Annotated in this window: 25 protein-coding genes and 1 CRISPR repeat array; of the genes, 15 read left to right on the top strand and 10 right to left on the bottom strand. The window is 71.2% G+C overall.

Annotation, left to right across the window (positions count from 1 at the left end; genetic code table 11):
- The first annotated feature begins 282 nt into the window (after positions 1-282).
- The 5 genes from ACSIH6_RS07055 (at position 283) to ACSIH6_RS07035 (ending at position 6362) form a co-directional block, all read left to right on the top strand.
- Positions 283-1599: an ATP-grasp domain-containing protein gene (locus ACSIH6_RS07055; RefSeq protein WP_435107419.1), complete on the top strand. Its 1317-nt coding sequence runs from the start codon at positions 283-285 to the stop codon at positions 1597-1599.
- A gap of 15 nt (positions 1600-1614) precedes the next feature.
- Entirely contained in the window at positions 1615-3639 is a 2025-nt protein-coding gene (locus tag ACSIH6_RS07050; protein WP_435107418.1) for a CocE/NonD family hydrolase, read from the top strand.
- 378 nt (positions 3640-4017) lie between these two features.
- Positions 4018-5526 (top strand): cytochrome P450, encoded by a 1509-nt coding sequence (locus ACSIH6_RS07045; protein ID WP_435107417.1) that lies wholly within the window; start codon positions 4018-4020, stop codon positions 5524-5526.
- Between the two features lie 54 nt (positions 5527-5580).
- Positions 5581-5985: a four-helix bundle copper-binding protein gene (locus ACSIH6_RS07040; protein ID WP_435107416.1), complete on the top strand. Its 405-nt coding sequence runs from the start codon at positions 5581-5583 to the stop codon at positions 5983-5985.
- A 32-nt stretch (positions 5986-6017) separates the two neighbouring features.
- Complete coding sequence (locus ACSIH6_RS07035) at positions 6018-6362, top strand: hypothetical protein (RefSeq protein WP_435107415.1); 345 nt, start codon at positions 6018-6020, stop codon at positions 6360-6362.
- A gap of 87 nt (positions 6363-6449) precedes the next feature.
- Here the strand turns inward: ACSIH6_RS07035 and ACSIH6_RS07030 are convergent, their stop codons facing one another.
- From ACSIH6_RS07030 to ACSIH6_RS07015, 4 genes are all read right to left on the bottom strand, one after another.
- The gene (locus ACSIH6_RS07030; RefSeq protein WP_435107414.1) at positions 6450-6911 is read right to left on the bottom strand and encodes a PPOX class F420-dependent oxidoreductase; all 462 of its coding nucleotides are present in this window, start codon (positions 6909-6911) and stop codon (positions 6450-6452) included.
- Between the two features lie 112 nt (positions 6912-7023).
- The gene (locus ACSIH6_RS07025) at positions 7024-7674 is read right to left on the bottom strand and encodes a hypothetical protein (protein WP_435107413.1); all 651 of its coding nucleotides are present in this window, start codon (positions 7672-7674) and stop codon (positions 7024-7026) included.
- Between the two features lie 83 nt (positions 7675-7757).
- On the bottom strand, positions 7758-7928 hold the full coding sequence (locus ACSIH6_RS07020) for a hypothetical protein (RefSeq protein WP_435107412.1): 171 nt from the start codon (positions 7926-7928) through the stop codon (positions 7758-7760).
- A gap of 94 nt (positions 7929-8022) precedes the next feature.
- Positions 8023-8976 (bottom strand): GNAT family N-acetyltransferase, encoded by a 954-nt coding sequence (locus tag ACSIH6_RS07015; protein WP_435107411.1) that lies wholly within the window; start codon positions 8974-8976, stop codon positions 8023-8025.
- A 47-nt stretch (positions 8977-9023) separates the two neighbouring features.
- Positions 9024-10031: a CRISPR direct-repeat array (repeat unit 29 nt; unit sequence GGGACCATCCCCGCGTGCGCGGGGAGCAC).
- A gap of 415 nt (positions 10032-10446) precedes the next feature.
- Here ACSIH6_RS07015 and ACSIH6_RS07010 point away from each other — a divergent pair.
- The 4 genes from ACSIH6_RS07010 to ACSIH6_RS06995 all read left to right on the top strand — a co-directional run bounded on the left by ACSIH6_RS07010 (position 10447) and on the right by ACSIH6_RS06995 (position 14189).
- Positions 10447-11961 (top strand): FAD-dependent oxidoreductase, encoded by a 1515-nt coding sequence (locus tag ACSIH6_RS07010; protein ID WP_435107410.1) that lies wholly within the window; start codon positions 10447-10449, stop codon positions 11959-11961.
- A gap of 66 nt (positions 11962-12027) precedes the next feature.
- Entirely contained in the window at positions 12028-12339 is a 312-nt protein-coding gene (locus tag ACSIH6_RS07005) for a hypothetical protein (protein ID WP_435107409.1), read from the top strand.
- 82 nt (positions 12340-12421) lie between these two features.
- The gene (locus tag ACSIH6_RS07000) at positions 12422-13207 is read left to right on the top strand and encodes a MerR family transcriptional regulator (RefSeq protein WP_435107408.1); all 786 of its coding nucleotides are present in this window, start codon (positions 12422-12424) and stop codon (positions 13205-13207) included.
- A 4-nt stretch (positions 13208-13211) separates the two neighbouring features.
- Positions 13212-14189 (top strand): arsenic resistance protein, encoded by a 978-nt coding sequence (locus tag ACSIH6_RS06995; protein WP_435107407.1) that lies wholly within the window; start codon positions 13212-13214, stop codon positions 14187-14189.
- A gap of 66 nt (positions 14190-14255) precedes the next feature.
- On the opposite strand, the gene ACSIH6_RS06990 is transcribed toward ACSIH6_RS06995, so the two are convergent.
- Positions 14256-14996, bottom strand: a complete 741-nt coding sequence (locus ACSIH6_RS06990) for a helix-turn-helix domain-containing protein (protein ID WP_435107406.1) — start codon at positions 14994-14996, stop codon at positions 14256-14258.
- A 299-nt stretch (positions 14997-15295) separates the two neighbouring features.
- Here ACSIH6_RS06990 and ACSIH6_RS06985 point away from each other — a divergent pair, with 299 nt between their 5' ends.
- From ACSIH6_RS06985 to ACSIH6_RS06975, 3 genes are all read left to right on the top strand, one after another.
- A complete protein-coding gene (locus ACSIH6_RS06985) occupies positions 15296-15625 on the top strand; it encodes a hypothetical protein (RefSeq protein WP_435107405.1) in 330 nt (109 codons plus the stop codon).
- Positions 15622-15954 (top strand): hypothetical protein, encoded by a 333-nt coding sequence (locus ACSIH6_RS06980; protein WP_435107404.1) that lies wholly within the window; start codon positions 15622-15624, stop codon positions 15952-15954. The genes ACSIH6_RS06985 and ACSIH6_RS06980 overlap by 4 nt, the downstream gene beginning before the upstream one ends.
- A 237-nt stretch (positions 15955-16191) precedes the next feature.
- A complete protein-coding gene (locus tag ACSIH6_RS06975; RefSeq protein WP_435107403.1) occupies positions 16192-16809 on the top strand; it encodes a stage II sporulation protein M in 618 nt (205 codons plus the stop codon).
- Positions 16810-16859: 50 nt separating this feature from the next.
- Here the strand turns inward: ACSIH6_RS06975 and ACSIH6_RS06970 are convergent, their stop codons facing one another.
- On the bottom strand, positions 16860-17459 hold the full coding sequence (locus ACSIH6_RS06970; RefSeq protein WP_435107402.1) for a TetR/AcrR family transcriptional regulator: 600 nt from the start codon (positions 17457-17459) through the stop codon (positions 16860-16862).
- A 199-nt stretch (positions 17460-17658) separates the two neighbouring features.
- Here ACSIH6_RS06970 and ACSIH6_RS06965 point away from each other — a divergent pair, with 199 nt between their 5' ends.
- Positions 17659-18531, top strand: a complete 873-nt coding sequence (locus tag ACSIH6_RS06965) for an NmrA family NAD(P)-binding protein (RefSeq protein ID WP_435107401.1) — start codon at positions 17659-17661, stop codon at positions 18529-18531.
- A gap of 14 nt (positions 18532-18545) precedes the next feature.
- On the opposite strand, the gene ACSIH6_RS06960 is transcribed toward ACSIH6_RS06965, so the two are convergent.
- The 4 genes from ACSIH6_RS06960 to ACSIH6_RS06945 all read right to left on the bottom strand — a co-directional run bounded on the left by ACSIH6_RS06960 (position 18546) and on the right by ACSIH6_RS06945 (position 22005).
- Positions 18546-19007, bottom strand: a complete 462-nt coding sequence (locus ACSIH6_RS06960; protein WP_435107400.1) for a thioesterase family protein — start codon at positions 19005-19007, stop codon at positions 18546-18548.
- The gene (locus tag ACSIH6_RS06955) at positions 19004-19993 is read right to left on the bottom strand and encodes a 3-hydroxyacyl-CoA dehydrogenase NAD-binding domain-containing protein (protein WP_435107399.1); all 990 of its coding nucleotides are present in this window, start codon (positions 19991-19993) and stop codon (positions 19004-19006) included. The genes ACSIH6_RS06960 and ACSIH6_RS06955 overlap by 4 nt, the downstream gene beginning before the upstream one ends.
- Positions 19994-20041: 48 nt before the next feature.
- Positions 20042-20941 carry a beta-keto acid cleavage family enzyme gene (locus tag ACSIH6_RS06950; protein WP_435107398.1) on the bottom strand — a complete coding sequence of 300 codons (900 nt, stop codon included), beginning with the start codon at positions 20939-20941 and terminating at the stop codon, positions 20042-20044.
- A gap of 161 nt (positions 20942-21102) precedes the next feature.
- Positions 21103-22005 carry a TetR/AcrR family transcriptional regulator gene (locus ACSIH6_RS06945; RefSeq protein ID WP_435107397.1) on the bottom strand — a complete coding sequence of 301 codons (903 nt, stop codon included), beginning with the start codon at positions 22003-22005 and terminating at the stop codon, positions 21103-21105.
- A 235-nt stretch (positions 22006-22240) separates the two neighbouring features.
- On the opposite strand from ACSIH6_RS06945, the gene ACSIH6_RS06940 reads away from it, so the two are divergent.
- Both ACSIH6_RS06940 and ACSIH6_RS06935 read left to right on the top strand, forming a co-directional pair.
- Positions 22241-23878 (top strand): BCCT family transporter, encoded by a 1638-nt coding sequence (locus tag ACSIH6_RS06940; RefSeq protein ID WP_435107396.1) that lies wholly within the window; start codon positions 22241-22243, stop codon positions 23876-23878.
- Between the two features lie 720 nt (positions 23879-24598).
- Positions 24599-25180 carry a hypothetical protein gene (locus ACSIH6_RS06935; RefSeq protein ID WP_435107395.1) on the top strand — a complete coding sequence of 194 codons (582 nt, stop codon included), beginning with the start codon at positions 24599-24601 and terminating at the stop codon, positions 25178-25180.
- Positions 25181-25256: the final 76 nt, after the last annotated feature.

Here is a 25256-nt window from a genome sequence, read left to right as displayed (position 1 = left end):
ACCGTGCGCTGGCAGGAGGGTCCCAGGCGGGTCACGGGGCACCGGGCCGCACGCTGACGGCGCTGCCACCCCACTGACCCCTGGTGCGCCACCGGCCCCGCCGCGGACCTCCGACCGTCCGCGGCGGGGCCCGCGCGTGCCGCGCCGCGCCGCGCACCGTCCCGGTGCGACGACCAGCACTTCCGCGGCGTGAGGCGTGACACGCCAGCGTTTGGGGCACCCGCCACGGGTTAGGCGCATGCGTACGCATCCCCGCTCCGAGGAGCCCAGAAGAGGAAGGCGGTGCAGGTAGCCGTGAAGAACGTGTTCGTGGTCGGCCTGGACGAGCACAACCTGGAGATCCTGCGCAGAACCCCCACGGGTCAGCACTGCGAGTTCCACCAGCTGCTGAACCTGGACGAACTCCAGGTCGGCGAGGTCGACATCCAGGAATTACTGGCCAAGGCGGAGAGGATCCTGGACGACTTCGACGGGAGCGTCGACGCGATCGTGGGCTACTGGGACTTCCCGGTGACCCTGTTCGTGCCCATCCTGTGCTCCCGGCGCGGCCTCCCCTCGGCCACCCTCGAGTCCTTCGTCAAGTGTGAGCACAAGTACTGGAGCAGGCTGGAACAGCGGAAGGTCATCGACGAGTACCCCGCCTTCGGCCTCGTCGAGCTGTCCGAGGACAACCCGCGGCCCCCCGAGAGCCCGACCTACCCGATGTGGCTCAAGCCGGTGAAGTCGGCCTCCTCCGAGCTGGCCTACAAGGTCAACGACGACGAGGGGTTCCAGGAGGCGGTGTCCCTGCTCCGCGACGGGATCGACCGCATCGGCCGCCCCTTCGAGCAGATCCTGGACATGGTGGACCTGCCCCCCGAGATCTCCTCCGTGGGCGGGCGCACCTGCCTGGCCGAGGCCGCGATGCAGGGCGTGCAGGCGGCCGTCGAGGGCTACGTGTACAAGGGCGAGGTCGTGGTCTACGGCGCCCTGGACTCGGTCGACTACCCGGGCAGCTCGGTGTTCCTCAAGCACCAGTACCCCTCCGGCCTCCCCGAGCACGTGTCCCGGTGGATGGCGGAGGTCGCCGTCAAGGTCATCCAGCGGGTCGGGATGGACAACTCCACGTTCAGCGTCGAGTTCTTCTACGACCCCGTGGAGGGGAACCTGGGCCTGCTGGAGGTGAACACGCGCCACTCCCAGTCCCACGCCGAGCTCTTCGAACTGGTGGACGGGGTCGCCAACCACGAGCGCATGCTGCGGCTGGGCTTCGGCCAGGACCCCGCCCTGGACGAGGGCGCCCGGGGCGACTACCAGGTGGCCGCGGAGTGGTACTACCGCCGCTTCGAGGACGGTGTCGCCGCGCGCGTGCCCACCGCTGAGGAGGTGGCCGCGCTGGAGGAGTCCCTGCCCGGCGTGACGATCGAGATCGTGCCCAAGCAGGGCGAGCGGCTCTCGGACATGAACGCCCAGGACAGCTACAGCTACGAGCTCGCCAAGATCACCATCGGCGCCGAGGGCGAGACCGAGATGCGCGCCAAGTACGAGCGGTGCGTGGAGGAGCTCGGGTTCGAGTTCGAAGAGGAAGACGGCTCGAAGGACAAACTGGCCGAACACTAGGAGGGGCCCCGGTCCATGCACGTGGTCAACAACCTGCCCAACGCCGTCCACGAGGACGAGCACCTGTGGATACCGATGTCGGACGGTGTGCACCTGGCCGCCAGGGTGTGGCGGGCGACCTCCTCCGACGTGTCCCCCGTCCCGGCGGTCCTGGAGTACATCCCCTACCGCAGACGCGACCTGACGTCGGTGCGCGACTCCATGCACCACCCCTACATCGCCGGGCACGGCTACGCCTGCGTCCGTGTGGACATGCGGGGCACCGGCGACTCCGAGGGCGTGCTCACCGACGAGTACCTGGAGCGCGAACAGCAGGACGCCGAGGAGGTCCTGGCCTGGCTGGCCGAGCAGCCCTGGTGCGACGGCCAGACCAGCATGATGGGGCTGTCCTGGGGAGGGTTCGCCGCGCTCCAGGTGGCGGCCCGCCAGCCCCCGAGCCTGGGCGCGATCGTCATCAGCTCCTTCACCGACGACCGGTACGGCGACGACTTCCACTACATGGGCGGCTGCCTGCTGTCGGACAACCTCGCCGAGGCGGGGACGATGTTCTCCGCGGGCACCTGCCCGCCGGACCCGGTGACCGTCGGCGACGCATGGCGGCGGATGTGGCACGAGCGGCTGGAGGCCACCGAACCGTGGGTCCTGGAGTGGCTGCGCCACCAGCGGCGCGACGACTACTGGCGGCACGCGTCGGTGAGCCAGAACTACGCCAAGGTGCGGTGCCCGGTCCTGGCCTCCAGCGGGTGGGCGGACGGCTACTCCAACGCCGTCTTCCGGCTGCTCCAGAACCTGGAGGCGCCCAGCCGGGGGCTGATCGGCCCCTGGTCGCACCGCTACCCGCACATGGGCAGCCCCGGCCCGGCGATCGGCTACCTCCAGGAGGTCGTGCGCTGGCTGGACCGCTGGCTCAAGGGCAGGGAGAACGGTGTCGACGAGGGCCCGTCCCTGTGGGCGTGGATGCAGGACAGCGTGCCTCCCTCCACCGCCTACACCGAGCGCCCCGGCCGGTGGGTGCGCGAGGCCGAGTGGCCCTCGCCGAGCGTGGAGTACCGCGGCTACCCGCTGGCCAGGTACCGGATCGGCCGCCCCGGTGAGGAGGTGCACTCGGAGTCGCTGACCGTGCGGTCGCCGCTGACGGTGGGCCAGTTCGCGGGCAAGTGGGCCTCCTACAACGCCCCGCCGGACCTGCCCTACGACCAGCGAGAGGAGGACGGCGGTTCCCTGGTCTTCGACAGCGACGTCCTGTCCGAGGACGTGGAGATCCTGGGCGCCGCCGAGGTGGAGCTGGACGTGTCGGTCACCGAACCGGTGGCCATGGTCGCCGCCAGGCTGGTGGACGTCGCGCCGGACGGCAGCGCCACGCGGGTGACCTACGGGCTGCTCAACCTCACCCACCGCGACAGCCACGAACACCCCGAGAAGCTCGAACCGGGCGAGATCTACCGGGTGAGGGTGACGATGAACGGTGTCGCGCAGGCGTTCCCGGTGGGGCACCGCATCCGGCTGTCGCTGTCCACCTCCTACTGGCCGCTGGCCTGGCCGCCGCCCAAGCCCGCCCTGCTGACCGTGCACCCGGAGCACAGCAGGCTGCTGCTGCCGGTGCGTCCGCGCTCGGACGCCGACGAGCCGAAACCGCAGCCCTTCGGGGAGCCGGAGTCGGCGCCGGAGATCTCCACGACGCGCCGGGAGAAGCCGGAGCACAGCTGGACCGTCTACAGGGACCTGGTGGACACCCGGTCGGCTCTGGAGATCGTCAAGGACGGCGGCATCCTGCACTTCGACGACATCGACCTGGACGTCGGGCGGCGCGCCTACGAGTACTACGAGTCCGTGGCGGGCGACTTCACGTCCGCGCGCGGTGAGTCGACGTGGACGATGCGCTTCGCGCGGGACGGGTGGCGGACCCGGACCGAGACCCACACGTCGATGGAGTGCACCGAGACCGAGTTCCGGGTGTACGCGACGCTGGACGCCTTCGAGAACGACGAGCGGGTCTTCTCCCGGCAGTGGACCGAGACTCTGCCCCGCGACCACCTGTGACCCGCGGCCGGTGACCCGCGGCCGTTCGCGGCCGGGGGACGGAGGGCGCCCCGGTCCGATGAGGGCCGGGGCGCCCGCGCGTGCGGAGGCACCTCGCAGACCGCCGTGCTGGCCAGGCGTCTGAGCGGGGATGCCCGCGTGCGCAAAGGCGCCTCGGCCCTGTGAAGGCAGGACGCACCCGACCTCGGGAGCGAGAGAACCGGACAACGCACGGCAACCCCGAAAGCCACAGAAGTCCCGTACGCCCCTGTTCGGACACGCCCGGACCGGGGCAGGGGACGGAGTGAGGGACCCGGACCGGGGCTCACGGGGCGCATGGGAGGCCGGAGCCGGGAACAGCGACCCACCGGAGCGAACCGATCGAGGGGGACGGTCTCGATGCCCACAGAACACCAGGAGGCACACCGGCTACAGGGAGCGCACCCGCCACAGGACGCGAGGCCCCGTCCGGAAGCGGAACTCCGGCGGGAGGCGCGCCGCCCCACCGCGGCGGAGACGGCACGCGTGCTCTCCTCGGTCGTGCTGCCCAACCTGGCGCGGGGCGTGATCGTGCGCCGACCGCTGATGACGGGACTGGTCGCCGGTCTGGACGCCGACCGCAGGGCGGTCTCGCTCCTGCGCGGTCTGCGCGAGCGCCACGGCGACGACCCGCTGCCGCTGCGCCTGGCGGGGCGGCGACTCGCCCTGGTCCTGTCCGCGAAGGACGTGGGCCGTCTCCTGCGGGAGACGCCCGAACCCTTCTCCCCCGGCGGCATGGAGAAGCGCGGCGCGCTCTCCCACTTCCAACCGCACGGGGTGCTGATCTCCGACCACGACGCACGGCCCGGGCGGCGCGCGGCCAACGTCGCCGCCCTGGTGCCGGGTCAGACGATCCACCCCGACGGGGACGTCATCGCCGGGCAGGCGGACGACGAGGCGCTGGCGCTCAGGCTGGCCCTGCGGGGCGGGGAGGTGCTGGACTGGCGCAGGTTCGCCGACTCCTTCCACGCCATGGCCCGGCGCGTGGTCTTCGGCTCGTTCGCCGCGGAGGACCGCCGCACGACCGAACTCCTGCACGTCCTGCGCTCGCGCGCGAACTGGGCCTACGCCGCTCCCGCCGATCACGCGGCGAGGGAGGAGTTCCTCGGGCGGGTGCGCGCCAACGTCGAACGCGCCGAACCGGGCAGCCTCGCCGCCCGCCTGGTCGCGGGAGCGGCGGCCGCGGAGTCGCCCGCCGGGTGCCCCCACAGCGGCGGAGGCGGTCACGGCGGAGACCTCCATGACGGGGGCGGCCGCGGAGAGGGCGGCGCGTCGGCCTCCACCGGGAACGGCCACGGCGCGGACGTGCGGCCGGAGGACCAGGTGGCGCACTGGCTGTTCGCGTTCGACGCGGCCGCCATCGCCGCGTTCCGGTCCCTGGCGCTGCTGACCTCGCTCAGTCCCGGCGCCCACGCGGCCCGCGAGGAGGCCGACGGCCGCGAGGGACTCGACCTGCCGCTGCTGCGGGCGACGATGCTCGAGTCGGTGCGGCTGTGGCCGACCACGCTCATGGTGATCCGGGAGAGCACGCGGGAGACGGCCTGGCGGGAGGAGGTGTTCGAGGCGGGAACGGCCTTCCTCATCGCGAGCTCCTACTTCCACCGGGACTCCTCACGGCTTCCGTACGCGGACGCGTTCGAGCCGGAGATCTGGCTCGACGGGCGCGCCGAGGCGGAGCCGGGGATCGTGCCCTTCAGCTACGGCCCCGCCGGGTGCGCGGCGCGCGACCTGGTGCCGCTGACGGTGTCGCTGTACCTGCGCGCCCTGCTCCGGGGCCGGGACCTGACCCGCGTGGACGCGGGCGGCCCGCTGCCCGCGTCGGGCCTTCCCGCCTCGCTGAACCACTTCGCACTGCGGTTCTCGTTCTGAGGTCCCGGTCCGGATCCGCCCTGGGTCCGGACCGGAAACGTTCGAGGAGGAGATATGAGCGTCGTCGAACAGATGCTGGACACCCGCCCCGACCGCCGGGGCGACGGTGTCGAGGAGAAGGTGCGGTCCTGCATCGAGGCCTGTGGCGCGTGCGCGCAGGCGTGTGTGCTGTGCGCGGACGCCTGCCTGGGCGAGCGGGCGGTGGCCGAACTGGTCGCGTGCGTTCGCCTGGACATGGACTGCGCCGACGTGTGCGAGTCGACCCAGCGGGTGCTCTCCCGCCGGACCGGGGAGGACGACACCCTCGTCCGGGTTCTGGTGAAGGCGTGCGCGGAGGCCTGCCGCCTGTGCGGCGAGGAGTGCGACCGGCACGCCGCTCAGCACGAGCACTGCTGGGTGTGCGCCGAGGCGTGCCGCCGCTGCGAGTGCGCGTGCCGTGAACTTCTCGCGGCCCTGTGAGGGGCCGTGCCCCCAGCTGAAGGAGGAAGGCGATGGAGTGGCCGACACTCGGCGGGCTGTTCGGGATCCTGATGGCCCTCGTCATCCCGATCGGGGTGATCTTCCTCGTGCTGTGGATCATCCGCAGGGACACGATCCGCAAGCAGGAGGCCGTGCGCTCGCCGGACTACTGGAAGGAGCGGCCGGAGGGCAGGCGCTACCCGACCGGTTGGGACAGGGGCAGCATCCCCGGCCTGGGAACCGCCCGGCCCGGGGAGGGGACCGCGGACACCTCGTCCGGTGAGGACTGGAAGCCGCCGCCCGAGGGAGGGGACCCGCCCGACCGCGGGGCTTCGCCTCCGGACGACGACTGGCGGCCGCCGCCCGCGGGGCGGTGACCCGGGCGCCGCGGCGGCTGGGCGGGTGGGCTCGGACCCGGTCGGCGGAATTCCGTCCTGGGCTGAGACCGCGATCGGCGGCCGGGCTCAGACCCGGTCGGCGGGGAAGCCGCCGGTGGCGACCGGACCCCACCGCTTCGGGGTGACACGGACGAGGGACTTGCCCTGGCGGCGCATGGCCTGGCGGTACTCGTCCCAGTCGGGGTGCTCGCCGGAGATCACGCGGAAGTACTCGACCAGGGGCTCGACCGCGTCCTCCCCGTCGATGACCTCGGCCTCGCCGTCGACCTGGACCCAGGCGCCGTCGAAGTCGTCGGACAGGACCAGGACGCTGACCCGGGGGTCGCGCCGGGCGTTGCGGGTCTTGGCGCGCTTGGGGTAGGTGGAGACCACGATCCGGCCCTGGGTGTCGACGCCGCAGGTCACCGGGGAGGCCTGGGGCTCACCGTCCGCGCGGCGGGTGATGAGGAGCGCGTGGTGGCGGGGACGCACGAACTCCAGCAGGCCGTCGAGGTCGACCCGGGTGTTGGTGGCGATCGAAGGGCTCATCGTCTCGCTTTCGCTGCTCGCGGGTCCGCGCGCGCCTCGCGCGGACCGGGACAGCGTATCCGCCCGCGGGCGGGGGCGGTCGGAGCCGACGCGCTGCACCGGGGGCCTGGGGTCAGTCGCGGCCGGAGTCGGAACGGTCCCGTCCGGGCGGAGTGTGGAATGCCAGGAACTCCCTGCTGCGCCGCCGGTGGAGGAGCCGCGCCGGGAGCAGGAGGCACGGCATCAGGACACAGGCGAGGGCTACCGTCCCCAGCAGGGCGCGCGGAAAGTCCATTGCCTCACCGGAGGGCAGTGCGAGGGCGCCCAGGGAGCAGACGGCCGCGATGAGGGCCGCCACCGCCACCGGGATCTTCACGGAGGGAGCGTTGAGCACCTGTTCGGCCTGGAGGGCGGCCACACGGTTGGCTTCGGGGTCGGTGCCGGGTCGGCCGACGATCAGCCGGTCCGTGGCGGCACGCAGGGTTTCCGGGGAGACGGCGGCCTGCACCGCCGGGTCCTGAGACACCCGCGGACGCGGCGGAGTGACGAACAGGGCCATGGACGAGCCGAAGAGCGTGCCGATGAGGGTCCCGTACAGGAGCGAGATCCACGGGTCGGACCCGCTCAGCAGGAAACGGGCGAAGCCCATGACGCAGCCGAAGGAAAGGCCCTGGTAGAGACCGTAGAAGATCTTCCTGCTGCGTTCGCTCCGGTTGGCACGGAGGCGGAGACGGGTGAGGGGGTCACGGGGTTCGGGAGCGGTGTGCGCGGAGGGGTCGCTCATGCGGTCGGCCTACCCGGTCGCCGCGCGGACACGCCGGTCCCGGGGCCGCCGTCGGGCGGTGCGTCCCCGGGACCGTAGCCGGTTCATTCCGTACCGAAGTCCTCGCGGTTGAGGTCCTGCTCCTCCATCCTGTCCTGGAGCTCGGCCTCCAGCTCCCCTCGGGTGTCCGGCTCGCGGGCGTCGTCGCTGTGGTCGGCGTCGACGACCTGGTCGGTGTCCGTGGTCTTGGGCCTCGACTCCTCCGGAACGCTCATGTCCGGCCTCCTCCCTGTCGGATTACTGGCCCGCCCCTACCCCGAGCCACCAGGGATCACACACCTGTCTTGTGCCTCAGAAGTCACACGGATGTCACTCCGCGGTCGTGGTCCTGATGAGCGGCGCGTCCCGCGTGAGCATCCGGAACCCGACGCTGTGGTACAGCCCGCGCGCCTGGGGGTGCCCCGGCGCGCCCAGGCAGGCGACCGTCGCGTGGGTGGCCCCGGCGGCCCGCGCCAGACGCATCCCGTGCAGGAGCATCGCCCTGCCCAGTCCCAGACGGCGGTGGTCCGGATGCGTGCCGACCGGCTCGAACTCGACGGTCCTGTTGGCCTCGTCGAACCACATGATCGTCGAGGACGCCATCGTTCCGTCCGGCGCCTCCACCAGGACGTGCAGGTCGCCGCGGTACCCCGCCGCCCGCCGGACCCCTTGGTAGGCCTCGACCGTGTACGCCGAGGGGGCCCAGGCGTCCAGATGGGCCCGGACCGCGGCCTCAGGTCCGGCCTCGTCGGCGGTGCGGAACCGGAATCCGGTCGGCAGCACCGGCTCTTCCACGTCGGTGAGGTCGCGCTCGTTGAGCTGGGTCCAGGACCCGTTGTCGCCGAGCGAGTCCGGGTCGGTCTCATAGCCGTGCGCCGCCCACCGCTCCAGGGCGAACCCGTCGGCGGCGCTGGGTATCACCGTGCGTTCGACGCCCGCCGCCGTGGCCTCGTACCAGTCGATCACCTCGTCGACCAGCCCGGCGTGGTCGGGGTGGACCTGGTACATCAAGTAGGCACTGGTGACCTCCCTGACGGAGCCGTCGCTCAGCCTCACCCGGCGCGGAAGGCGGGCCCAGCCCCACGCCACCAGTTCCCCGCCGGAGAACCACAGGCGACGCGGCCAGGTCGCGCCGTCGCTGGCGTGCCCCCTGCCCCAGTTCCAGGCCAGCTCGCCGAACGACGCGTCGCTGTTCACCAGGTCCGGACGGGTGGCGGTGACGCGCTGCGCCAGCCCCTGCATGAGCCGCACGTCCGCGGCGCTCACCAGTTCGGAACTCGTCATAATGCGCCACTGTGTCAGGGCGCCGCGAAGCCGTCGAGCAGTTTTCCGGGGCCATCCCCGCGTGCGCGGGGAGCACCGGGACGGCATGTCCCCGCCGAACGACACGTTGGGACCATCCCCGCGTGCGCGGGGAGCACATTTCGTAGGCGATGCCGTCCTTGACGACGAAGGGACCATCCCCGCGTGCGCGGAGAGCACGCCGAGCGCGGCCAGCTCGCCGCCGTCGGCGAGGGACCATCCCCGCGTGCGCGGGGAGCACCTCCCACGTCCGCGCTACTGGGGGGTGCGCGCGGGACCATCCCCGCGTGCGCGGGGAGCACGCGATATCCCCGTCGAAGTCCAGCCAAACGGGGGGACCATCCCCGCGTGCGCGGGGAGCACCAGCATTGCCTTGACGGCGGAGGACTTACCCGCGGGACCATCCCCGCGTGCGCGGGGAGCACCCGGTGAACTCGGCGGGCCAGTGTCCGGCCATGGGACCATCCCCGCGTGCGTGGGGAGCACGAACGCCGCCCCGCTGCTGGTGTCCGTCGCTGAGGACCATCCCCGCGTGCGCGGGGAGCACGGCTCTCTGGCTGAACCTGACCGCACCAACGCGGGACCATCCCCGCGTGCGCGGGGAGCACCTGCTGGGATCGATGGCCAGGCCCAGCTCGGTGGGACCATCCCCGCGTGCGCGGGGAGCACCAGGGCGTCGAGGGCGAACGCGAGGGTGTTGCGGGACCATCCCCGCGTGCGCGGGGAGCACTTGAACTGGCTGGGTGTGATGTTCTGGCCGAGGGGACCATCCCCGCGTGCGCGGGGAGCACTCGCTACGCGCGCTGCGCACACCCCGGGGCAGGGGACCATCCCCGCGTGCGCGGGGAGCACGCCCCGCTATCTCCGGAACGGTGCGCGTGGGCGGGGACCATCCCCGCGTGCGCGGGGAGCACCCCAGTCGGAGGGTGGCTGTGTCGGTGGCGTTGGGACCATCCCCGCGTGCGCGGGGAGCACGACGCGATGACCTCGGTTGGGGTGGGGGGCACAGGGACCATCCCCGCGTGCGCGGGGAGCACAGTCAACGACCTGCGAACTTACCGGTGACAAGCAGTCGTTTTTCCAACTTCTTCAGAAACAGACAAACGCACCATAGATTCCAACAGGCTCAAATAACCCACCGAGCACCAAAGCACTGCCACGCCAGGAAGTTCCAAACTACGGACCACTCTCCCTCTTCGCCGTCCGTTCCGCGAATCCTGTGGAAAGTTCCTGGTACACACCAAACAGCTCTGGCACCAACCAGGACCGTTGGGGTTGTGTCCTGTCCGGGACTCCGGCGGTAACGGCCGGGAACGTTGGGTACTGGTGTAGGCACTGTCAGCTCCAGGGGAACCGATGGCGTCCATGTCGAGGCGCCGGGCTGACGGGGGCGCCTCGGACTCCGGTCCATGAGGGCATCGGCACCAGTGGACTTGACCGGGAGGGCGAAGGATGCGGCACAGGAGTGTGTGGACGGTCGTGGAGGACCGACCGGAGTTTCCCCGTCTGAACCAGGACGTGGAGGTCGATGTCGCGGTGGTGGGAGGCGGCCTTGTCGGGCTGACCACCGCACTGCTGGCGCGGCGGGCCGGAGCTGGCAGCGTCGCGGTGCTGGAAGCCGGACGCCTGGGACAGGGCACGACAGGGCAGACCACCGGGAAGGTCACCTCCCAGCACGGGCTGGTCTACGCGCGGCTGATCGACCGGTACGGCCAGGATCGGGCCCGCGTGTACGCCGACGCCAACCAGGCCGGTGTGGAACTGGTCGCTGAGCTGGCCGGTGAATACGGCATCGACTGCGACCTCACCCGCGCACCCGCCCTGGCCTACACCCGCGACCCCGATCAGCGCCGGACCCTGGAGGAGGAGGTGGCCGCGGCCGAACGCCTGCGCCTTCCGGTCTCGCTGGTGGAGACGACCGATCTGCCTTTCGATATCGAGGCGGCGGTACGGTTCGACCACCAACTGCACTTCCACGCGGGCCGGTATGTCGCCGGTCTGGCCGACGCGCTGTCAGCGGCCGGTGCGCGGGTGTTCGAGCACACCCGGGTGTTGGACGTGGAGGAGGACCGGGACGGCACCGTGCGGGTGCGCACCGCGGACGCGACGGTCCGCGCGAACCTCGTGGTGGTGGCGACGCTGTTGCCGATCAACATGATCGGGGGGTACTTCGCCAGGACGCGCCCCTACCGATCCTTCGGACTGGCGGCCCGGCTCCTCGGCCCGGCACCACAGGAGATGGCGATCTCGGTCGACTCGCCCAGCAGGTCCACGCGGCCGTGGCTGGACCGCGGGTCCAACGGGTTGGTCGTGGTGGGCAACGGCCACGAGACCGGTACCGGGCAGGACACGCAGGCGATGTGGGACGACCTGGAGCAGTGGACCAGGTCCACCTTCGACGTGGACGCGGTGGAGTACCGCTGGTCGGGCCAGGACTACACCACGACCGACCAGGTGCCCTACATCGGTCGTTCGTCGACGAACGACCGGATCCTGGTGGCGACGGGGTTCAGCAAGTGGGGCCTGAGCAACGGCACCGCCGCCGCCATCATGCTGAGCGACATCCTGCGGGGCCGTGACAACCCCTGGCTGCCGATGTTCGACGCGACCCGGATCGGTGACGCCAAGGCCGTGGGACAACTGGTCAAGGACAACCTCAAGGTCGGCGCGGACCTGGTCGGCGGACACCTGGGCCGACTGCGCCCCCACCACGGCCGCCACCTGGATCGGGGGCAGGGCGGAGTCATCGAGGTCGACGGCGACTCCGTCGGCGCGTACCGCGACGCGGAGGGCAGGCTCCACGCCGTCAGCCTGAACTGCACCCACCTGGGCTGCCGAGTGGCCTGGAACGCGGCGGAGACCAGCTGGGACTGCCCCTGCCACGGCTCCCGCTACGACACCGACGGCAGCGTCCTCAACGGTCCAGCGGTCAGGCCCCTGCCCACCGTCGACCTCGACGACGCCTGACGCGCGCTCCCCTGGCGCTGGCTGCGCGGACGCACCGTCTCCCTCGGCCCCGTGCGCGTGCACACCATGAGCACGCGGTCCGGCCTGTTGTTCATCGCCATCGGCGTCGTGTTCCTGCTCTATGACGGAACGGCGACCCTCTTCGGCGGCATCGGGGCGTTCGACGACCAGAGTTACCGGATCCAGGAGTGGCTCTTCGCCGTCGGCGGGACGGGGATCGACGTGTTCGTCCTCGGCGCGGTCGGGATCGCCCTGCTTGTGGCGGGTGCCTGGAAGTGGAGCCGCTCGCGTGGGCCGAGGGGATCCAAGGAGAAGGATCCGGCCCCGAAGGAAGCCTCCCGAAGCACACGCTCCGAGACCACCGACGGAGAAGCATGAGCGCTGCGCGGCAGAGCCGTCCACGGCGCGTGCACGCCCCGGGCTTGACCTTCGAGTCGACTCGAAGGTCTACCGTGTGCCCATGGTGTTGATGCGGGTCTCCGAACTGGCCGAACGCTCCGGCGTGGCGGCCACCACCCTGCGCTACTACGAGGAGCGCGGGTTGCTCCCGGCGCAGCGGTCCTCGGCCGGGTACCGCCTCTACGACGAGCGCGCCCTGGACCGGCTCACGTTCATCACCACCGCCAAACACCTGGGCTTGGCCCTGGAGGAGATCGGCGAACTCACCGCCCTGTGGGCGGCCCACCCCTGCTCGCGCGTCAAGGCCGCTCTGAGCCCGCGCCTGGAGCAACGCCTGGAACAGGCCCGCGCCCAAGCCGCCGAACTGGCGGACTTCCAGGCGCTGCTGCGCACCGCCCACACCCGCCTGCACCAGCTCCCCGACCGCGACGCCCCCTGCGATCCGGGATGCGCCTTCCTGGCCGACCTGGCACCGCCGAGCCAGGCGGCGCACCCGCGCACCCTGCCCCTGGCCCAGACCAGCGGCGCCACCTGCCTGCTGGAGACAGGCGACCACGAACGCCGCCTGGACGCCTGGCGCGAGCTACTGATCGAGGCCGCCCGCACTCAGCGCACCCACGGCAGCTCCTGGAGCCTGCCCCTGGAACGGGCCGGGCAGGTCGCCGAGCTGGCCGCGGCCGAACAGCAGTGCTGCGCCTTCCTGGACCTGCGCATCGACTTCACCCCGCAGCGGGTGCACCTGCACGCGGGCATCCACCCCGGCCATCGCCCCGACCCCGACTCCCCGGCCGGGCAGGCCGCCCGTCTGCTCGGTGCCCTGGACCCCGAGCCCGCCGGGGAGAACTGAACCGATGTCGCTCGCCGAACGCCTCCAGAGCCTGTTCGTGGCCCTGGCCGCCGTGGCAGGGCTGGCAGCGGGCCTGCTGCTGCCCATCGGTCCGGCGGCCGGGCACGTGGTGCTGCCCGCCCTGCTGGTGATGCTCACCGCCGTGTTCGTGCAGATGGACGCCGCACACGTGGGCGAGGTCAGGCGCGCCAAGGCCCTGGTCGCCGTCAGCCTGGTGCTCAACTTCGTGTTCACCCCGGCCCTGGCCTGGGCTCTGGGCGTCGGGCTGTTGGACGGCGAACCGGACCTGCGCATCGGTCTGCTGTTGCTGCTGGTGACCCCGTGCACGGACTGGTACCTGGTCTTCACCGCCATGGCGCGCGGGCACACCGGCATCGCCGCCGCCCTGCTGCCGGTCAACCTGATCCTCCAGCTCGTCCTGCTGCCGGTGTACGTGCTGCTGTTGGGCGGGCAGGCCGCCATGGTCGACGCCGCCACCCTGGCCGAGTCGGTCCTGCTCGTCCTCGTGGTGCCCCTGGCACTGGCGATGGCGCTGCGCTGGGCCTCGCACCGGTTGGGGGGCACCGCCTGGCGCGAGCGCTTCGTCACCGTTCCGGCCGGGCGCCTGGTCCTGCCGCTGCTGTACACGGCCGTGCTGGCGATGTTCGCCTGGCAGGCCCGCACCGTTCTGGAGCACGGCGCCGACCTGCTCGCCCTGCTGCCGCCGTTGGCGGTCTTCTTCGTGGCGCTGCCCCTGGTCGCCACCGGCCTGTCCCGGATGCTGCGCCTCCCGGCGGACCAGGGGGTCACCCTGGTCATGACCACCACGGCCCGCAACTCGCCCATCGCGCTGGCCATCGCGGTCGCGGCCTTCCCCGACCGGCCCCTGATCGCGGTCGCGCTGGTGGTGGGGCCGCTGGTGGAACTGCCCGTGCTGGCCCTGCTCGCCCAGCTGGTGAGGGCGCGACGGCGCCCCGCTTCGAGCGGGTCCACTCCGGTCTGAGCCCGCCGGGGGCACGGGGACAAGCGCTGCCCCCTCGGGCTCCCGGCCGAAGCGCGTCAGGAGGCGTCAGGACGCGTCTTCGCCCGCCTCCGAAGCCTCCTCCTGGAGGAGGGCGTTCACACGTTTCAGCACACGGAGCTGCGCGGGGTTGTACAACTGCACCATGGCCTCGGCCATCGTCCGTTCGGCGTGCTCCGCGCCACCCGGCGCGTCGACGGCGGGGTCGGCCGACCACGGGTTCTCCTCGCGCCCCCTGCGGACGACCGACAGCATGCGCGCGGCGAGACGGTCGATCGCGGCGTCGTCCGCGTCCGCGGGAAGGGCCTCGAACTCCTCGTCCGTGTCGTCGGGTTCGCTGATCAGTGCGCGGAACTCCTCGACGGACTCCTCGCTGAGAACGGTCGAGTAGACCATCAGCAACGATCGCTGCCTCTCGGAGAGCTCACGGGAGACCGGAGCGAACGCGGGGGGAACGTAGGCCGGTGCGCGGTGGCGCAGGATGACGGCCAGCTCCGCCCGCACGCGGTTGAGCCGGTCGACCGTCGCTTCCAGCTCCCTGTCCAGCACGCGGATCGCCTCGTCCGGGTCCTCGTCCGCCCGTCCCATCGACTCCACCTCCGACAGCGGAACTCCCAGATCGCTCAACCGCCTGATCTGGAGCAGGCGGACCAGGTGTGATACCTGGTACTGCTTGTATCCGTTCGCCGTTCGCTCCGGCACCTCCAGCAGGCCGATCTTGTGGTAGTACCGGACGGCCTTCACCGTCGTGTTGGCGAGCTCGGCGAGCTGCTGAGTACTCCAGGCCACGCGATGCCTCCTCCTCCGCCGCGACCGCGGGCAGCGCCACACCCCACGCTTGTCCACAGTCCACACCCTGCCCCGGGGGCAGGGTCAAGCGGCGTCTCCCGTTCGCCCGCCGTGTCCGACGCGGCGCGATCCAGGCTTGACCCTGCCCCGGGGGCAGGCTCTGCAATGGGGCGAGTGCCGATCGTGACCGGTTCGCGACCGCGCAGGCCAGGTACGCCCCCAGCGGCGACGAGCATGCGGCGGTTCCGGTTCCGCGCCGGGTCGGCTACCGACCTTCGCGAACGGACAGGGAGCCCGAAGTGATCAAGGATCGCAGGCAGCGCAGGGCGGCGAAGCGGATCAGGAGCGGGAACGGCCGTCCGCTGAAGCGCTTCCGCTGGTGGCAGCCGCTCTCCCGCGCCCTGTTCCACCTGCCCCTGACCGACGGCGACGGGCGCCGCGTGGTCCACACCGTCGACGTCCCCTACTGGCAGCGGGTCATGACCGAGGACGGCAAGGGCAGGGCCCACCTCTACCTGGACGGCAGGCACCACCTGGAGTCCACCCTCCCAGCGGTCTTCCCGGTGCGGGGAGGGGTGATCGAGGTGGAGTCCACGGCCTTCGGGGGCTCAGGCGCTGCCACTACGTGACCGCCGAGGGCGACGCGCGCCAGCTCGTTCCGGACGAACGCTCGGCGGAGGGACGTCGCGCCCGTCTCGACCGCGAGCACCCGGCGTTGGGCCGCCTGGTCAGAGCGGTGTCGCTGATCCTGCTGATCGTGCCGGTCGTCCTCGTCGTCCCGCAGATCGTCGAGGGGGTCTCGCACGTGCCCCCGATAGCCGAGCGCTTCGGCACCTTCGCCTCGCCCGTCGACCTGCCGCTGTGGCTCAACATCGCGCTCGGGCTCTGCGCCTCGACCTCCAGCGTGGAGCGGGCGACGCGACTGCGGTGGAACGCGCTGCTGGACGGCAGCAGCTGACCGCCGACGTGGCGGAACCACCCGAGCTTGACCCTGCCCCGAGGCCATGGTCTGGAGTGAGGGTGGTCCGCATGCGACACGCGACCCGGCGCCCGCGCCGCTGACCGCGTGACCGCGCACCGCGTGACCGCCCCGAGCTTGCGCGCCTCTGCGACGGGGCGCGCGTTGCGGCGGCGCAACACCGAGTACGGGGAGCCCCGGCGGCTCGTCAGCCCTCTCGAACACGGAGACAGACACGTGCGAAACCTTCGCAAGCCCTTCCGGATCATCCGCGCGAACCTGCGCGCCTACCTCGTGATGAACGCGATCGCCTACGGCGTGTTCCTCGTCGGCGTGGGCGCGGCCCTGGCCTTCCCCGAACTGAACGCCGCCCAGGTCGGCTCCCAGCAGGAGGACGGGACGGCCGTCCTGGTGGGTGAGCTGCTCGCGAACCCCTGGCTGTTCGGCCTGACCATCTTCGGGGTCAACGTGCTGACCGTCGTCATCCTGAGGATCCTGCTGCCCTCGATGATCGTGCCCTTCGCCGGTATCCCCCTCTTCGCCTACAAGGCGTACGAGACCGGCGTGATCCTCGCCCCGGTCGACGCGACCACGGCCACGCTCATGATCCCGCACTCGCTGACGCTCGTCATCGAGTTCCAGGCCTACGCCCTGGTCATGCTCGGCGCCTACCTCCTCGGGAGGGCCTGGCTGCGCCCCGCGACGGTCGGCGCTCCCGACCACCGTCGCGGCTACCTCCACGGCCTCCAGCAGATCGGCTGGCTGAGCCTGCCCGCGCTGGCGCTGTTCGTCGTCGGCGCGGCCTACGAGGCCTTCGAGCTCGTCTACCTCGTCCCCCGGCTGGTCGCGGGGTGATCCCGACGCGTCAGGTGTCGCACCGCGTCCGCCGTCAGCGGACCGCCGTCCTATCCGCGGTCGGCGGCCCCGGCCCGGTGGATTCCGTCGAGGAGGAAGGTGGTGCGACGGTCGTAGTCCCCGCGGTGCGGACGGGTCCCGTGCTTGAGGGCGAGCGCGTTGTCGGTGATCAGCGCCTGGAGGTCGTCCACGGTGAAGTCGGACCGCAGCGCGCCGACGGCACGGCCCGCCGCTACGAGTTCGTCGTTGGCCTCGCCCGCGGCCCGACAGATCTCCATGAGCTGCCGCGAGTGGGGGAACTCCTGCAACAGGACGTCGTTGGCGGCGGGCTGGCGGTACTGGAGGTCACGGATCGCGGTGATGTAGTACCCCATCCGCTTCCCGGCGTCGGCGATGGAGCGGGTGCGGTCGATGATGGCGTACAGCTCGGCCGCGACGAGCTCTTCTATGACGGCTTCGATGAGGCCGATCCGGCCGCCGAACCGGTTGAAGACGGTGGCCTTGCTCACCCCGGCCGCCTTGGCGACCTCTTCCAGCGGCACGGCCAGGCCCCGGTTCCGGAAGGCGTCGATCGCGGCGCTGCGGATGTGCTCGGCGTTGCGCCGGGCGTCGGCGCGCAGCCGAGGCCGCGAGGACTCCGCACTGGTCATGGCCGCTCACCGTCCCCCACCGCTACCAGAAATTGACTCGGTGGGTCAGTTTACCTAGGATCGCCGACATCCGCGAAATTGACCATGGTGGTCAACTTACGCACGGGTGGCTGTCCGGCTCGCGGAGGGAACCGGGCAGTCACCGCCCAAGGCCCCAAGGCCCGGCCACGTGCGACAGACCCCAGGAAGGGACACCAGCATGATCGTCGTCACCGGAGCGACCGGCGCCCTCAACGGCGCCACGGTCGAGCACCTTCTCCAGCGCGTTCCGGCACACCGCGTCGGCGTCAGCGCGCGCGACGTCACCCGGGCCCGGCACTTCGCCGACCGCGGCGTGCGCGTTCGCCACGGCACCTACGACGACCCGGCCGCCCTGCGCGACTCGTTCGCCGGTGCCGAGCAGGTGCTGCTCGTCTCCTCGAACGACCTCGGCTCCGACGTGGTCGGCCAGCACCGCAGGGCGATCGAAGCCGCGGTCGAGGCGGGCGCCGAGCGGATCTTGTACACCAGCACGCAGGGCGCCGCCGCCGACGGCCCGTACCCGCCCCTGGCCATCCACGCCGCCACCGAGGCGATCCTCGCCGACTCGGGAGTCGCCTGGACCGCGCTGCGCAACGGCTTCTTCGGCGACCTCGACCAGCTGCTCGGCCCGTGGCGGCGGACCGGAGTGATGGCGCACCCGGCGGACGGCCCCGTCGCGTGGATCGATCGCGCCGACGCCGCTGAGGCCGCCGCGGTCATCATCGCCGGTGACCGCCCCTTCGACGGCCCCGTCACCCTCACTCCGGCCGACGCCGTCACCATCGACGACTTCGCCGGAATCGCCTCCGAACTCACCGGCCGCACCGTCAGGCGCGTCGTCGTCGACGACGAACAGTGGATCGTCGACCAGGTCGCGAACGGCGTCCCGGAGCAGACGGCCCGGTTCACGCTCACCATGTTCCAGGCCACGCGCACAGGTCATTTCGCGCGGACTGACCCGCTGCTGGCCGAACTCCTCGGCCGCGAACCGCGCAGTGCCGCCCAGCAGCTCTCGGACCGCCTCGCCGCCCGCGGGTCGACGACGGACTAACGGACGACAGCGGACTAACGGCCGACGGCGCGGCCCACGTAGTCGGGTGCGGGCTCGGCGAGGGCCGCCAGGTTCGCGGCGATCTCCTCGGGAAGGGGCACCGCCCGGCCCAGCGCCTGGTCGACGTGGAGCGTCATCAGCTCCTCGGTCGCCACCAGGACGTCGCCGACGCGCATCTCGTGGCAGATCCGCGCCTTCCTGACGCCGGGACGGTCCGAACGCTCCGTGTCCGGACCGATCACCCGGGTGCGGACCTCGACCTCGGCGTCCGCGGCGACCTCGTGCAGGTACCGCACGTGCGCCTCCACCGTGTACAGCGAGCAGCCGGACCGTTCGCGGTAGGCGGCGTCCAGGCCGACCCGGTCCATCAGCGCGTCCGTCGCGAACCCGAAGACCAGGACGTAGTAGGCCTCGCTGAGGTGGCCGTTGTAGTCGATCCACTCGGGCCGCAGCCGCTGGGTGAGTGTCGCGCTCACGCGTTCTCCCCCGCCCGCTCGGCGGCCTCCGCGCGTTCGACCTCCTCCAGCGCGCGGGTCACCGCGATCAGGCGGCGGTCGCGCTGGGCGATCAGTTCGGCGGTGGAGCGCCCGGCCACGACCTCGTCCGTGCCCGCGACCATGCGGTCGCGCAGATCGGCGGTGAGTTCGGGTGCGTCGAGGCGGGTCCACGGGGACTTCAGGGACGGGCCGAAGTGGTCGAGCATGTGCGCCATGCCGCCCTCTCCCCCCGCCAGGTGGAAGGTCAGGCAGGGGCCGAAGAAGGCCCAGCGCAACCCGGGGCCGCTGGTCATCGCCAGGTCGATCTGTTCGACGGTCGCCTCCCCCTCGGCGACCATGTGCAGGGCCTCGCGCCAGGCGGCCTCCTGGATCCGGTTGCCGATGAACCCCGGCAGCTCCCGATCCATGCTGATCACCGACTTGCCCGCGGCGCGGTAGAAGTCCGAGGCCCAGTCGACGGCCCACCGCTCGCTGCGCTCGCCGCCGACGACCTCGACCAGGGGCACCAGGTAGGGCGGGTTGAACGGGTGGCCGACGACGAGCCGTCCCGGCGTCCGGGCCCCCACCTGCATCTCGCTCATGCTGTAGCCGGAGGTGGACGAGGCGATGACCACGCCCTCCGGGGTGGCGGCGTCGATCTCGGCCAGCAGGTCGATCTTCAGGTCGAGTCGCTCCGGAGCGCTCTCCTGGACGAAGTCCGCGTCGGCCACGGCCTCGGCCAGTGTGTCCACGACCCGCAGGTTCGCCATGGCGGCCCCCGCGGCCAGGCCCAGCTCCTCCAGGGCGGGCCAGGCCGAGGAGACCAGGCCGCGCAGCCTGCTCTCGGCGTCCGGGGCGGGGTCCCAGGCGACCACCCGGTAGCCGCGGCCCAGGAAGTGGGCCACCCAGCCGCCCCCGATAACACCCGCTCCGACGCAGGCGACCGTGCGCACGGCCTCGGGGGTGGTTCTCGCGTTCTCCGTCATCGTGCTCCGTAAGTTGGTCGGTGGTTCGTGTGGGACGTGGGGCGGCGGCTAGGCCGCGCTGCGGAGCCGGAGCATGGCGCGGGCCTCGTCCGGTGTGGCCACCCGGGCGCCGAGCTGCTCGATGATGGCGACGGCCTTCTCGGTGAGCTGGCCGTTGGTGGCCTTCACCCCGCGGCTGAGGTAGAGGTTGTCCTCCAGACCCACCCGGGCGTGCCCGCCGAGCAGCACCGACTGCGCCACCCACGGCATCTGCTTGCGGCCGATGGAGAAGCTCGCCCACTGCGCGCCCGCCGGGAGCAGGTTCACCATCGACTGGAGGACGCCGGGGTCCGACGGCGCCCCGTAGGGGATGCCCGTGCACAGCTGGAACATCGACGGGTCGTCGATGAGGCCCTCGGCGTGCATCGTCTTGGCGAACCACAGCTGACCGGTGTCGAAGATCTCCAGCTCCGGGCGGACCCCGAGTTCCTGGATGCGCCTGGCGCCCGCGCGCAGCATGTCCGGAGTGGAGATGTACACCTGGCTTCCGTCCCCGAAGTTCAGGCTGCCGCAGTCCAGGGTGCAGATGTCGGGCAGCAGTTCCTCCACGTGCGGCAGGCGGTCCAGACCGTTGACGAGGTCGGTGCCCTCCTCGAACCTGAGCGGGTCGTCCTGGCCGATCACCAGGTCACCGCCCATGCCCGCCGTGAGGTTGATGACGATGTCGACACCGGTCTGGCGGATGCGGTCGACGACCTCCCGGTAGAGGGCGTTGTCGCGGGAGGGGGCGCCCGTCTCGGGATCACGGACGTGGATGTGCACCACGCTGGCGCCGGCCTCGGCGGCCTCCACCGCCGCGGCGGCGATCTGTTTGGGCGTCACCGGGACGTGCTCGCTGCGGCCGACGGTGTCCCCCGCGCCGGTGAGGGCGCAGGTCAGGATGGGTTTGGGGTTCATGGTGTCGCTCAAGGCGGGGCTCCGTCTCCGTGCGTGTGCGGCGTTTCGGGATCTGGCCGTGCGGCCGTCGGGTGTCGGGTGTCGGGTGTCGGGTGTCGGTGGGGCACGTTCGGGGCGTGCGGAACCGAGGAGAGGGCTCCGGAAGGGGCGGGCGGGGGCGGGTGCTGGCTGTCTCAGTTCCCCGGGACGTCGCTGCTGCCCAGGACGTCGCTGTCGATGACCGAGCGCAGGGTGTTGCGCATGTGGGCGACGGACCGTCCGGGCATCCCGGTCATGACCTGGATGCCCATGCCGTCGATGAGGGCGGTGAGGCGTCTGGTCATCTCCTCGACGTCGAAGTCGGCGAAGACTCCGGCCTCCTTCCCCTCGCGCAGGGTGCGGGCGATGGTCTCGTGCCAGCGCAGGTAGGAGTCGGCGTGCAGCTCCCGCATCCCGGGGTCCAGCGCCGCGGCCGTCCAGACCTGGAGCCAGACCGACCACTCCAGCCGCAGGCGCTCCGAGTCGGGGAGCTGGAGCTCGATGAGCTGGAGAAGGCGCTCGTGGGGGTCCTCGATGGTGTGCAGCCCCGCGACCTGGCGGTCGAACGCCTGCTTCACCGAGTGGCGCAGCGCCTCCACGAGGAGGTCGTGCAGGGTCGGGAAGTAGTAGTGGACGGTGGCGCTGGACGTCCCGCAGGCCTGGGCGATCTGGGCGACGCGGACCGAGTGGTAGCCGTGTTCGGCGATGAGGGTCCACGCGGCCTCGATGATCTGGAGTCTGCGGTTGTGCTCCCGGGCGGCCGTGGGGTGGTCCGCCAGGCTCGCGGACGACGGCCTCACCGCCGACGAGTCGCGCGGCACCGCCGAGACCGTCTCGGCGTCGTCCTTGCCGTTGAGCAGCCAGTTGACCGTCACCCCGGTCTCGTCGGCGACAGCGGCCAGTTCCAGGGCGGTGAACCGCCGGGTGCCGTTCAGGGACTTGGAGAGTTTGCTGGGGTCGATGCCGAGTCTGGTCGCGAACTGCCGCTGGGAGAGACCGGATCGGCGGATGGCCTCACGGGCCCTGCCGCGCACTTCGTCGGCCACGTTGTCGCTCACGGTGAGAACGTAACAGCACCGTGGCGATTTTCGCAACGCAGGCGTGGTTGCCACTTCGTTACAGAGACATCGTTCCGATCGCGCCGAAGCTCAGCAAACCCTTGCCACCACACGTTTTTCTCCAGAACGACAGCGGTCAGCAGCGGGAGCGAACAGCAGTGAAGCGATTCTGACTGGTTGATTAGTCAAGCGCAACACAGTAGTAACTGGATAGTCCACGCCCTCGACCCCGGAGGTGACCCGAGCCATCCGCTGGAACATCGACAACAAAGTCTTCTGGCCCGCGCTGATCATGGTGATCGGCTTCAGCGCGCCGTTCGTGATCGCGCCGCGGACGGGTGAACGCCTGCTCGGCGACGTCCTGTCCTGGCTCCAGTCCGATCTGGGCTGGGTGTACATGTGGTTCGTCGCCGGGCTCGCGGTACTGCTCGTCTGGCTGGTCTTCAGCAGGTACGGCCGCATCAGGATGGGCAGTCCCGACGACCGCCCCGAGTTCTCCACCCCCACCTGGCTCGCGATGATCTTCACCGCCGCGATCGGCGGCGGCCTCATGTACTGGGGGATCATCGAGTGGGCGCACTACCACGTGGATCCCCCGTTCCAACTCGAACCGCACAGCGCCGAGGCCGCCGAGTGGTCGGCCACCTACCCCCTCTTCCACTGGGGCCCCACCGCCTGGGCGGTCTTCTGCGTCCCGACCCTCGCCCTCGCCTACGCCTACCACGTGCGCAGGATCCGCCGCCTGCGCCTCAGCGAGGCCTGCCGCGGAGTGCTCGGCGACCGCGTCGACCGCTGGCCGGGGCGTCTGATCGACGTCTTCTTCATCCTCGGGATGATCGGTGCGGCGGGGACCTCACTGGCCCTGGCCGTGCCCACCGTCGCGGAGGGCGCCTCCCGCATGCTGGGATTCGAGCCGGGCGCCACCCTCAACACCATCGTCATCGGCCTGTGGACCCTGCTGTTCGGGGGCAGCGTCGCCCTGGGCCTGCACCGCGGCCTGAAGCGCCTCGCCAACCTCAACCTCTACCTGGCCGCCGCCCTGGGCGTCCTGGTCCTGGCGGTGGGCCCGGCCGTCTTCGTCATCGACACCTTCACCAACAGCGTCGGCCTGCTCGCCCAGAACATCGTCCGGATGAGCACCTACACCGATCCCGTCGGCGGATCCGGCTTCGAGGAGATCTGGACGGTCTTCTACTGGGGCTGGTGGATCTCCTACGGACCGTTCGTCGGCATGTTCTGCGCCAAGATCTCCAAGGGCCGCACCGTCCGGCAGATCATCGTCGGCATGTGCGGCTTCGGAAGCCTGGGCTGCTGGCTCTCGTTCGCGCTGCTCGGCAACTCCAGCATGGCGTTCGAACTGCGGGGGGAGGCGCCCATCGTCGACACCCTGGAGTCCGAGGGCGCGGTCCCGGCCATCTTCGCCACGCTGGAGGCGTTCCCGCTCAGCTGGGTCATCACCCCGCTGTTCCTGCTCCTGCTGCTGATCTTCCTGGCCACGACGCTGGACTCCGCGTCCTACATCATGGGCGCGGCCACCTCCCGTGACCTGCCGAACGACGTCGAGCCCTCGCGGGCCAACCGTGTGCTCTGGGCCCTCGTCCTCGCCGCGGTGTCGGTCTCGGTGATGTCCGCCGGAGGCACCGACGCGTTGCAGACCCTGTCGGTCGTGACCGCCTTCCCGCTGATCATCATCCTGAGCCTGGTCGCCGCCTCCCTCGTGCGCTGGCTCCGCGAGCACGACAGCTACCGCCTCGACGCCTTGAGCCCCGGGTCCGAGCCCAGTCCCGGTCCTGGTCCTGGTCCCGGTCCCGACCGAGGGGAGGAACCGGAACTGGACACGCCTCCGTCCCCGCCGGCGGCGGCTGCGAGGTGACCCTTCGCACGTGGTGACACGCGAAGCGGTCCGGCTCCGGTAGCGGGCCCGCGCCCGAGGGACCGTCGGTGGAGCAGGGGCGGCAGCCGCCCCGCACCTCCGTCCCGGACGTGACGGAGGCTCTGGCCTGTGACGGGAGGCGATCCCGCACCCACCAGAGCCTCCGTCACCCCCGGAGTACGGCTGCCACACGAAGGGGCTGACCGGACGGAAATCCGCCTCCCGTCGGCGGAATTCCTGCCGGGAAACCCGCACCGGGCATGACCAAGGGCGCCGATCCATCATGGCTCGACGCGGGCTTCGTTGATCGGCTCCACTGCTCCTGCGGGGTCCGTGTACCGCGTTCTCGACAGCTCCTCGAGAACCCTCGGCTCCGGGTTGGCGCATTCCCGCACCGCACGCGTCGGACACATCGGGAAAACAACGGCCCCTTGTCTTTGTGCGCTGTTCGGAGTTCGGAGTTCGCCCGAGCAAACACACAGGCATTCGGCAAGGCGAGTGACAACACGTATCGGCCCGGGAAACACGCACGGCCACATGTGGCCAGACAATCCGACACGATGCGTGTCCGAACGGCCACTAAACTACGTCCTGGTTCCGCCTCGGCTGTCCCGTCCCCGTCGATTTCGGTCCTACCGGGCACGGTACGAGCCGACCGTGGCGGAGCTCCTCCCCCGGCCGTTCTCCGGCCCGTCCCTCCTCCCCACCGAAAAGGCCTCCATGCAACCCCACCCTCCACAACCCGGCCCGACCGCCTACCCGGAACAGCTCCGCGCTCCCGGACCGGTGCGTGGCCTGGCCGTGGTGCTCTGGATCTCCGCTGCCATCTCGTTGGCCGTGCTCGTCATCAACATGACCACCGCGCCCATGTTCGGCGTCGAGCCGGGGTACGCGTTCGGCTACTCGCTGCCCCACACCCTCATCGGCGCGCTCCTGGCCGTGACAGCTGTCCCGGTCACCCGTGGCCGTTCCTGGGCACGGACCATGACCAAGGTCGTCCTCATCATTCAGATCGTCCTACAGTCGTTGATGCTGTTCAGCGGGACCAGTGTCCTCTGGGCGCTGTTCCTGCTCCCGCTGGCCATCACCGGAGTGGTCCTGCTGCACCGGCCCCTGTCCCAGTGGTTCTTCACGGTCCGCGACCAGGCCGCCAACCAGGAGTACGCGCAGCAGCACGCGGCCTATCACCCGCACCACCAGATGAACCAGGGCTACTACCCGCCCCAGCAGTATCCGCAGCAGGTCCACGGGCAGCAGCAGCCGCAGAACGGCTCCTGGGACCAGAATCCCCGCCAGCAGTAGTCCGCGGTGTGTCGGTGAGTGCGCCGAGCACGGCAGGGGGAAGGGGGGGGGGGGGGGGGGGGGGGGGGGGGGGGGG

The organism is Nocardiopsis synnemataformans, from assembly GCF_965343085.1.
Taxonomy (GTDB): domain Bacteria; phylum Actinomycetota; class Actinomycetes; order Streptosporangiales; family Streptosporangiaceae; genus Nocardiopsis; species Nocardiopsis alborubida.
Note: the sequence above shows the minus strand (reverse complement) of the source record. Positions and strands in the feature narration are given on the sequence as shown.

Bases quoted from the DNA above. Each gene is read 5' to 3' on its own strand.
- ACSIH6_RS07050 (WP_435107418.1), top strand. From the start codon at position 1,615: ATGCACGTGGTCAACAACCTGCCCAACGCCGTCCACGAGGACGAGCAC.
- ACSIH6_RS07045 (WP_435107417.1), top strand. From the start codon at position 4,018: ATGCCCACAGAACACCAGGAGGCACACCGGCTACAGGGAGCGCACCCG.
- ACSIH6_RS07040 (WP_435107416.1), top strand. From the start codon at position 5,581: ATGAGCGTCGTCGAACAGATGCTGGACACCCGCCCCGACCGCCGGGGC.
- ACSIH6_RS07035 (WP_435107415.1), top strand. From the start codon at position 6,018: ATGGAGTGGCCGACACTCGGCGGGCTGTTCGGGATCCTGATGGCCCTC.
- ACSIH6_RS07030 (WP_435107414.1), bottom strand. From the start codon at position 6,911: ATGAGCCCTTCGATCGCCACCAACACCCGGGTCGACCTCGACGGCCTG.
- ACSIH6_RS07025 (WP_435107413.1), bottom strand. From the start codon at position 7,674: ATGAGCGACCCCTCCGCGCACACCGCTCCCGAACCCCGTGACCCCCTC.
- ACSIH6_RS07020 (WP_435107412.1), bottom strand. From the start codon at position 7,928: ATGAGCGTTCCGGAGGAGTCGAGGCCCAAGACCACGGACACCGACCAG.
- ACSIH6_RS07015 (WP_435107411.1), bottom strand. From the start codon at position 8,976: ATGACGAGTTCCGAACTGGTGAGCGCCGCGGACGTGCGGCTCATGCAG.
- ACSIH6_RS07010 (WP_435107410.1), top strand. From the start codon at position 10,447: ATGCGGCACAGGAGTGTGTGGACGGTCGTGGAGGACCGACCGGAGTTT.
- ACSIH6_RS07005 (WP_435107409.1), top strand. From the start codon at position 12,028: ATGAGCACGCGGTCCGGCCTGTTGTTCATCGCCATCGGCGTCGTGTTC.
- ACSIH6_RS07000 (WP_435107408.1), top strand. From the start codon at position 12,422: ATGGTGTTGATGCGGGTCTCCGAACTGGCCGAACGCTCCGGCGTGGCG.
- ACSIH6_RS06995 (WP_435107407.1), top strand. From the start codon at position 13,212: ATGTCGCTCGCCGAACGCCTCCAGAGCCTGTTCGTGGCCCTGGCCGCC.
- ACSIH6_RS06970 (WP_435107402.1), bottom strand. From the start codon at position 17,459: ATGACCAGTGCGGAGTCCTCGCGGCCTCGGCTGCGCGCCGACGCCCGG.
- ACSIH6_RS06965 (WP_435107401.1), top strand. From the start codon at position 17,659: ATGATCGTCGTCACCGGAGCGACCGGCGCCCTCAACGGCGCCACGGTC.
- ACSIH6_RS06955 (WP_435107399.1), bottom strand. From the start codon at position 19,993: ATGACGGAGAACGCGAGAACCACCCCCGAGGCCGTGCGCACGGTCGCC.
- ACSIH6_RS06935 (WP_435107395.1), top strand. From the start codon at position 24,599: ATGCAACCCCACCCTCCACAACCCGGCCCGACCGCCTACCCGGAACAG.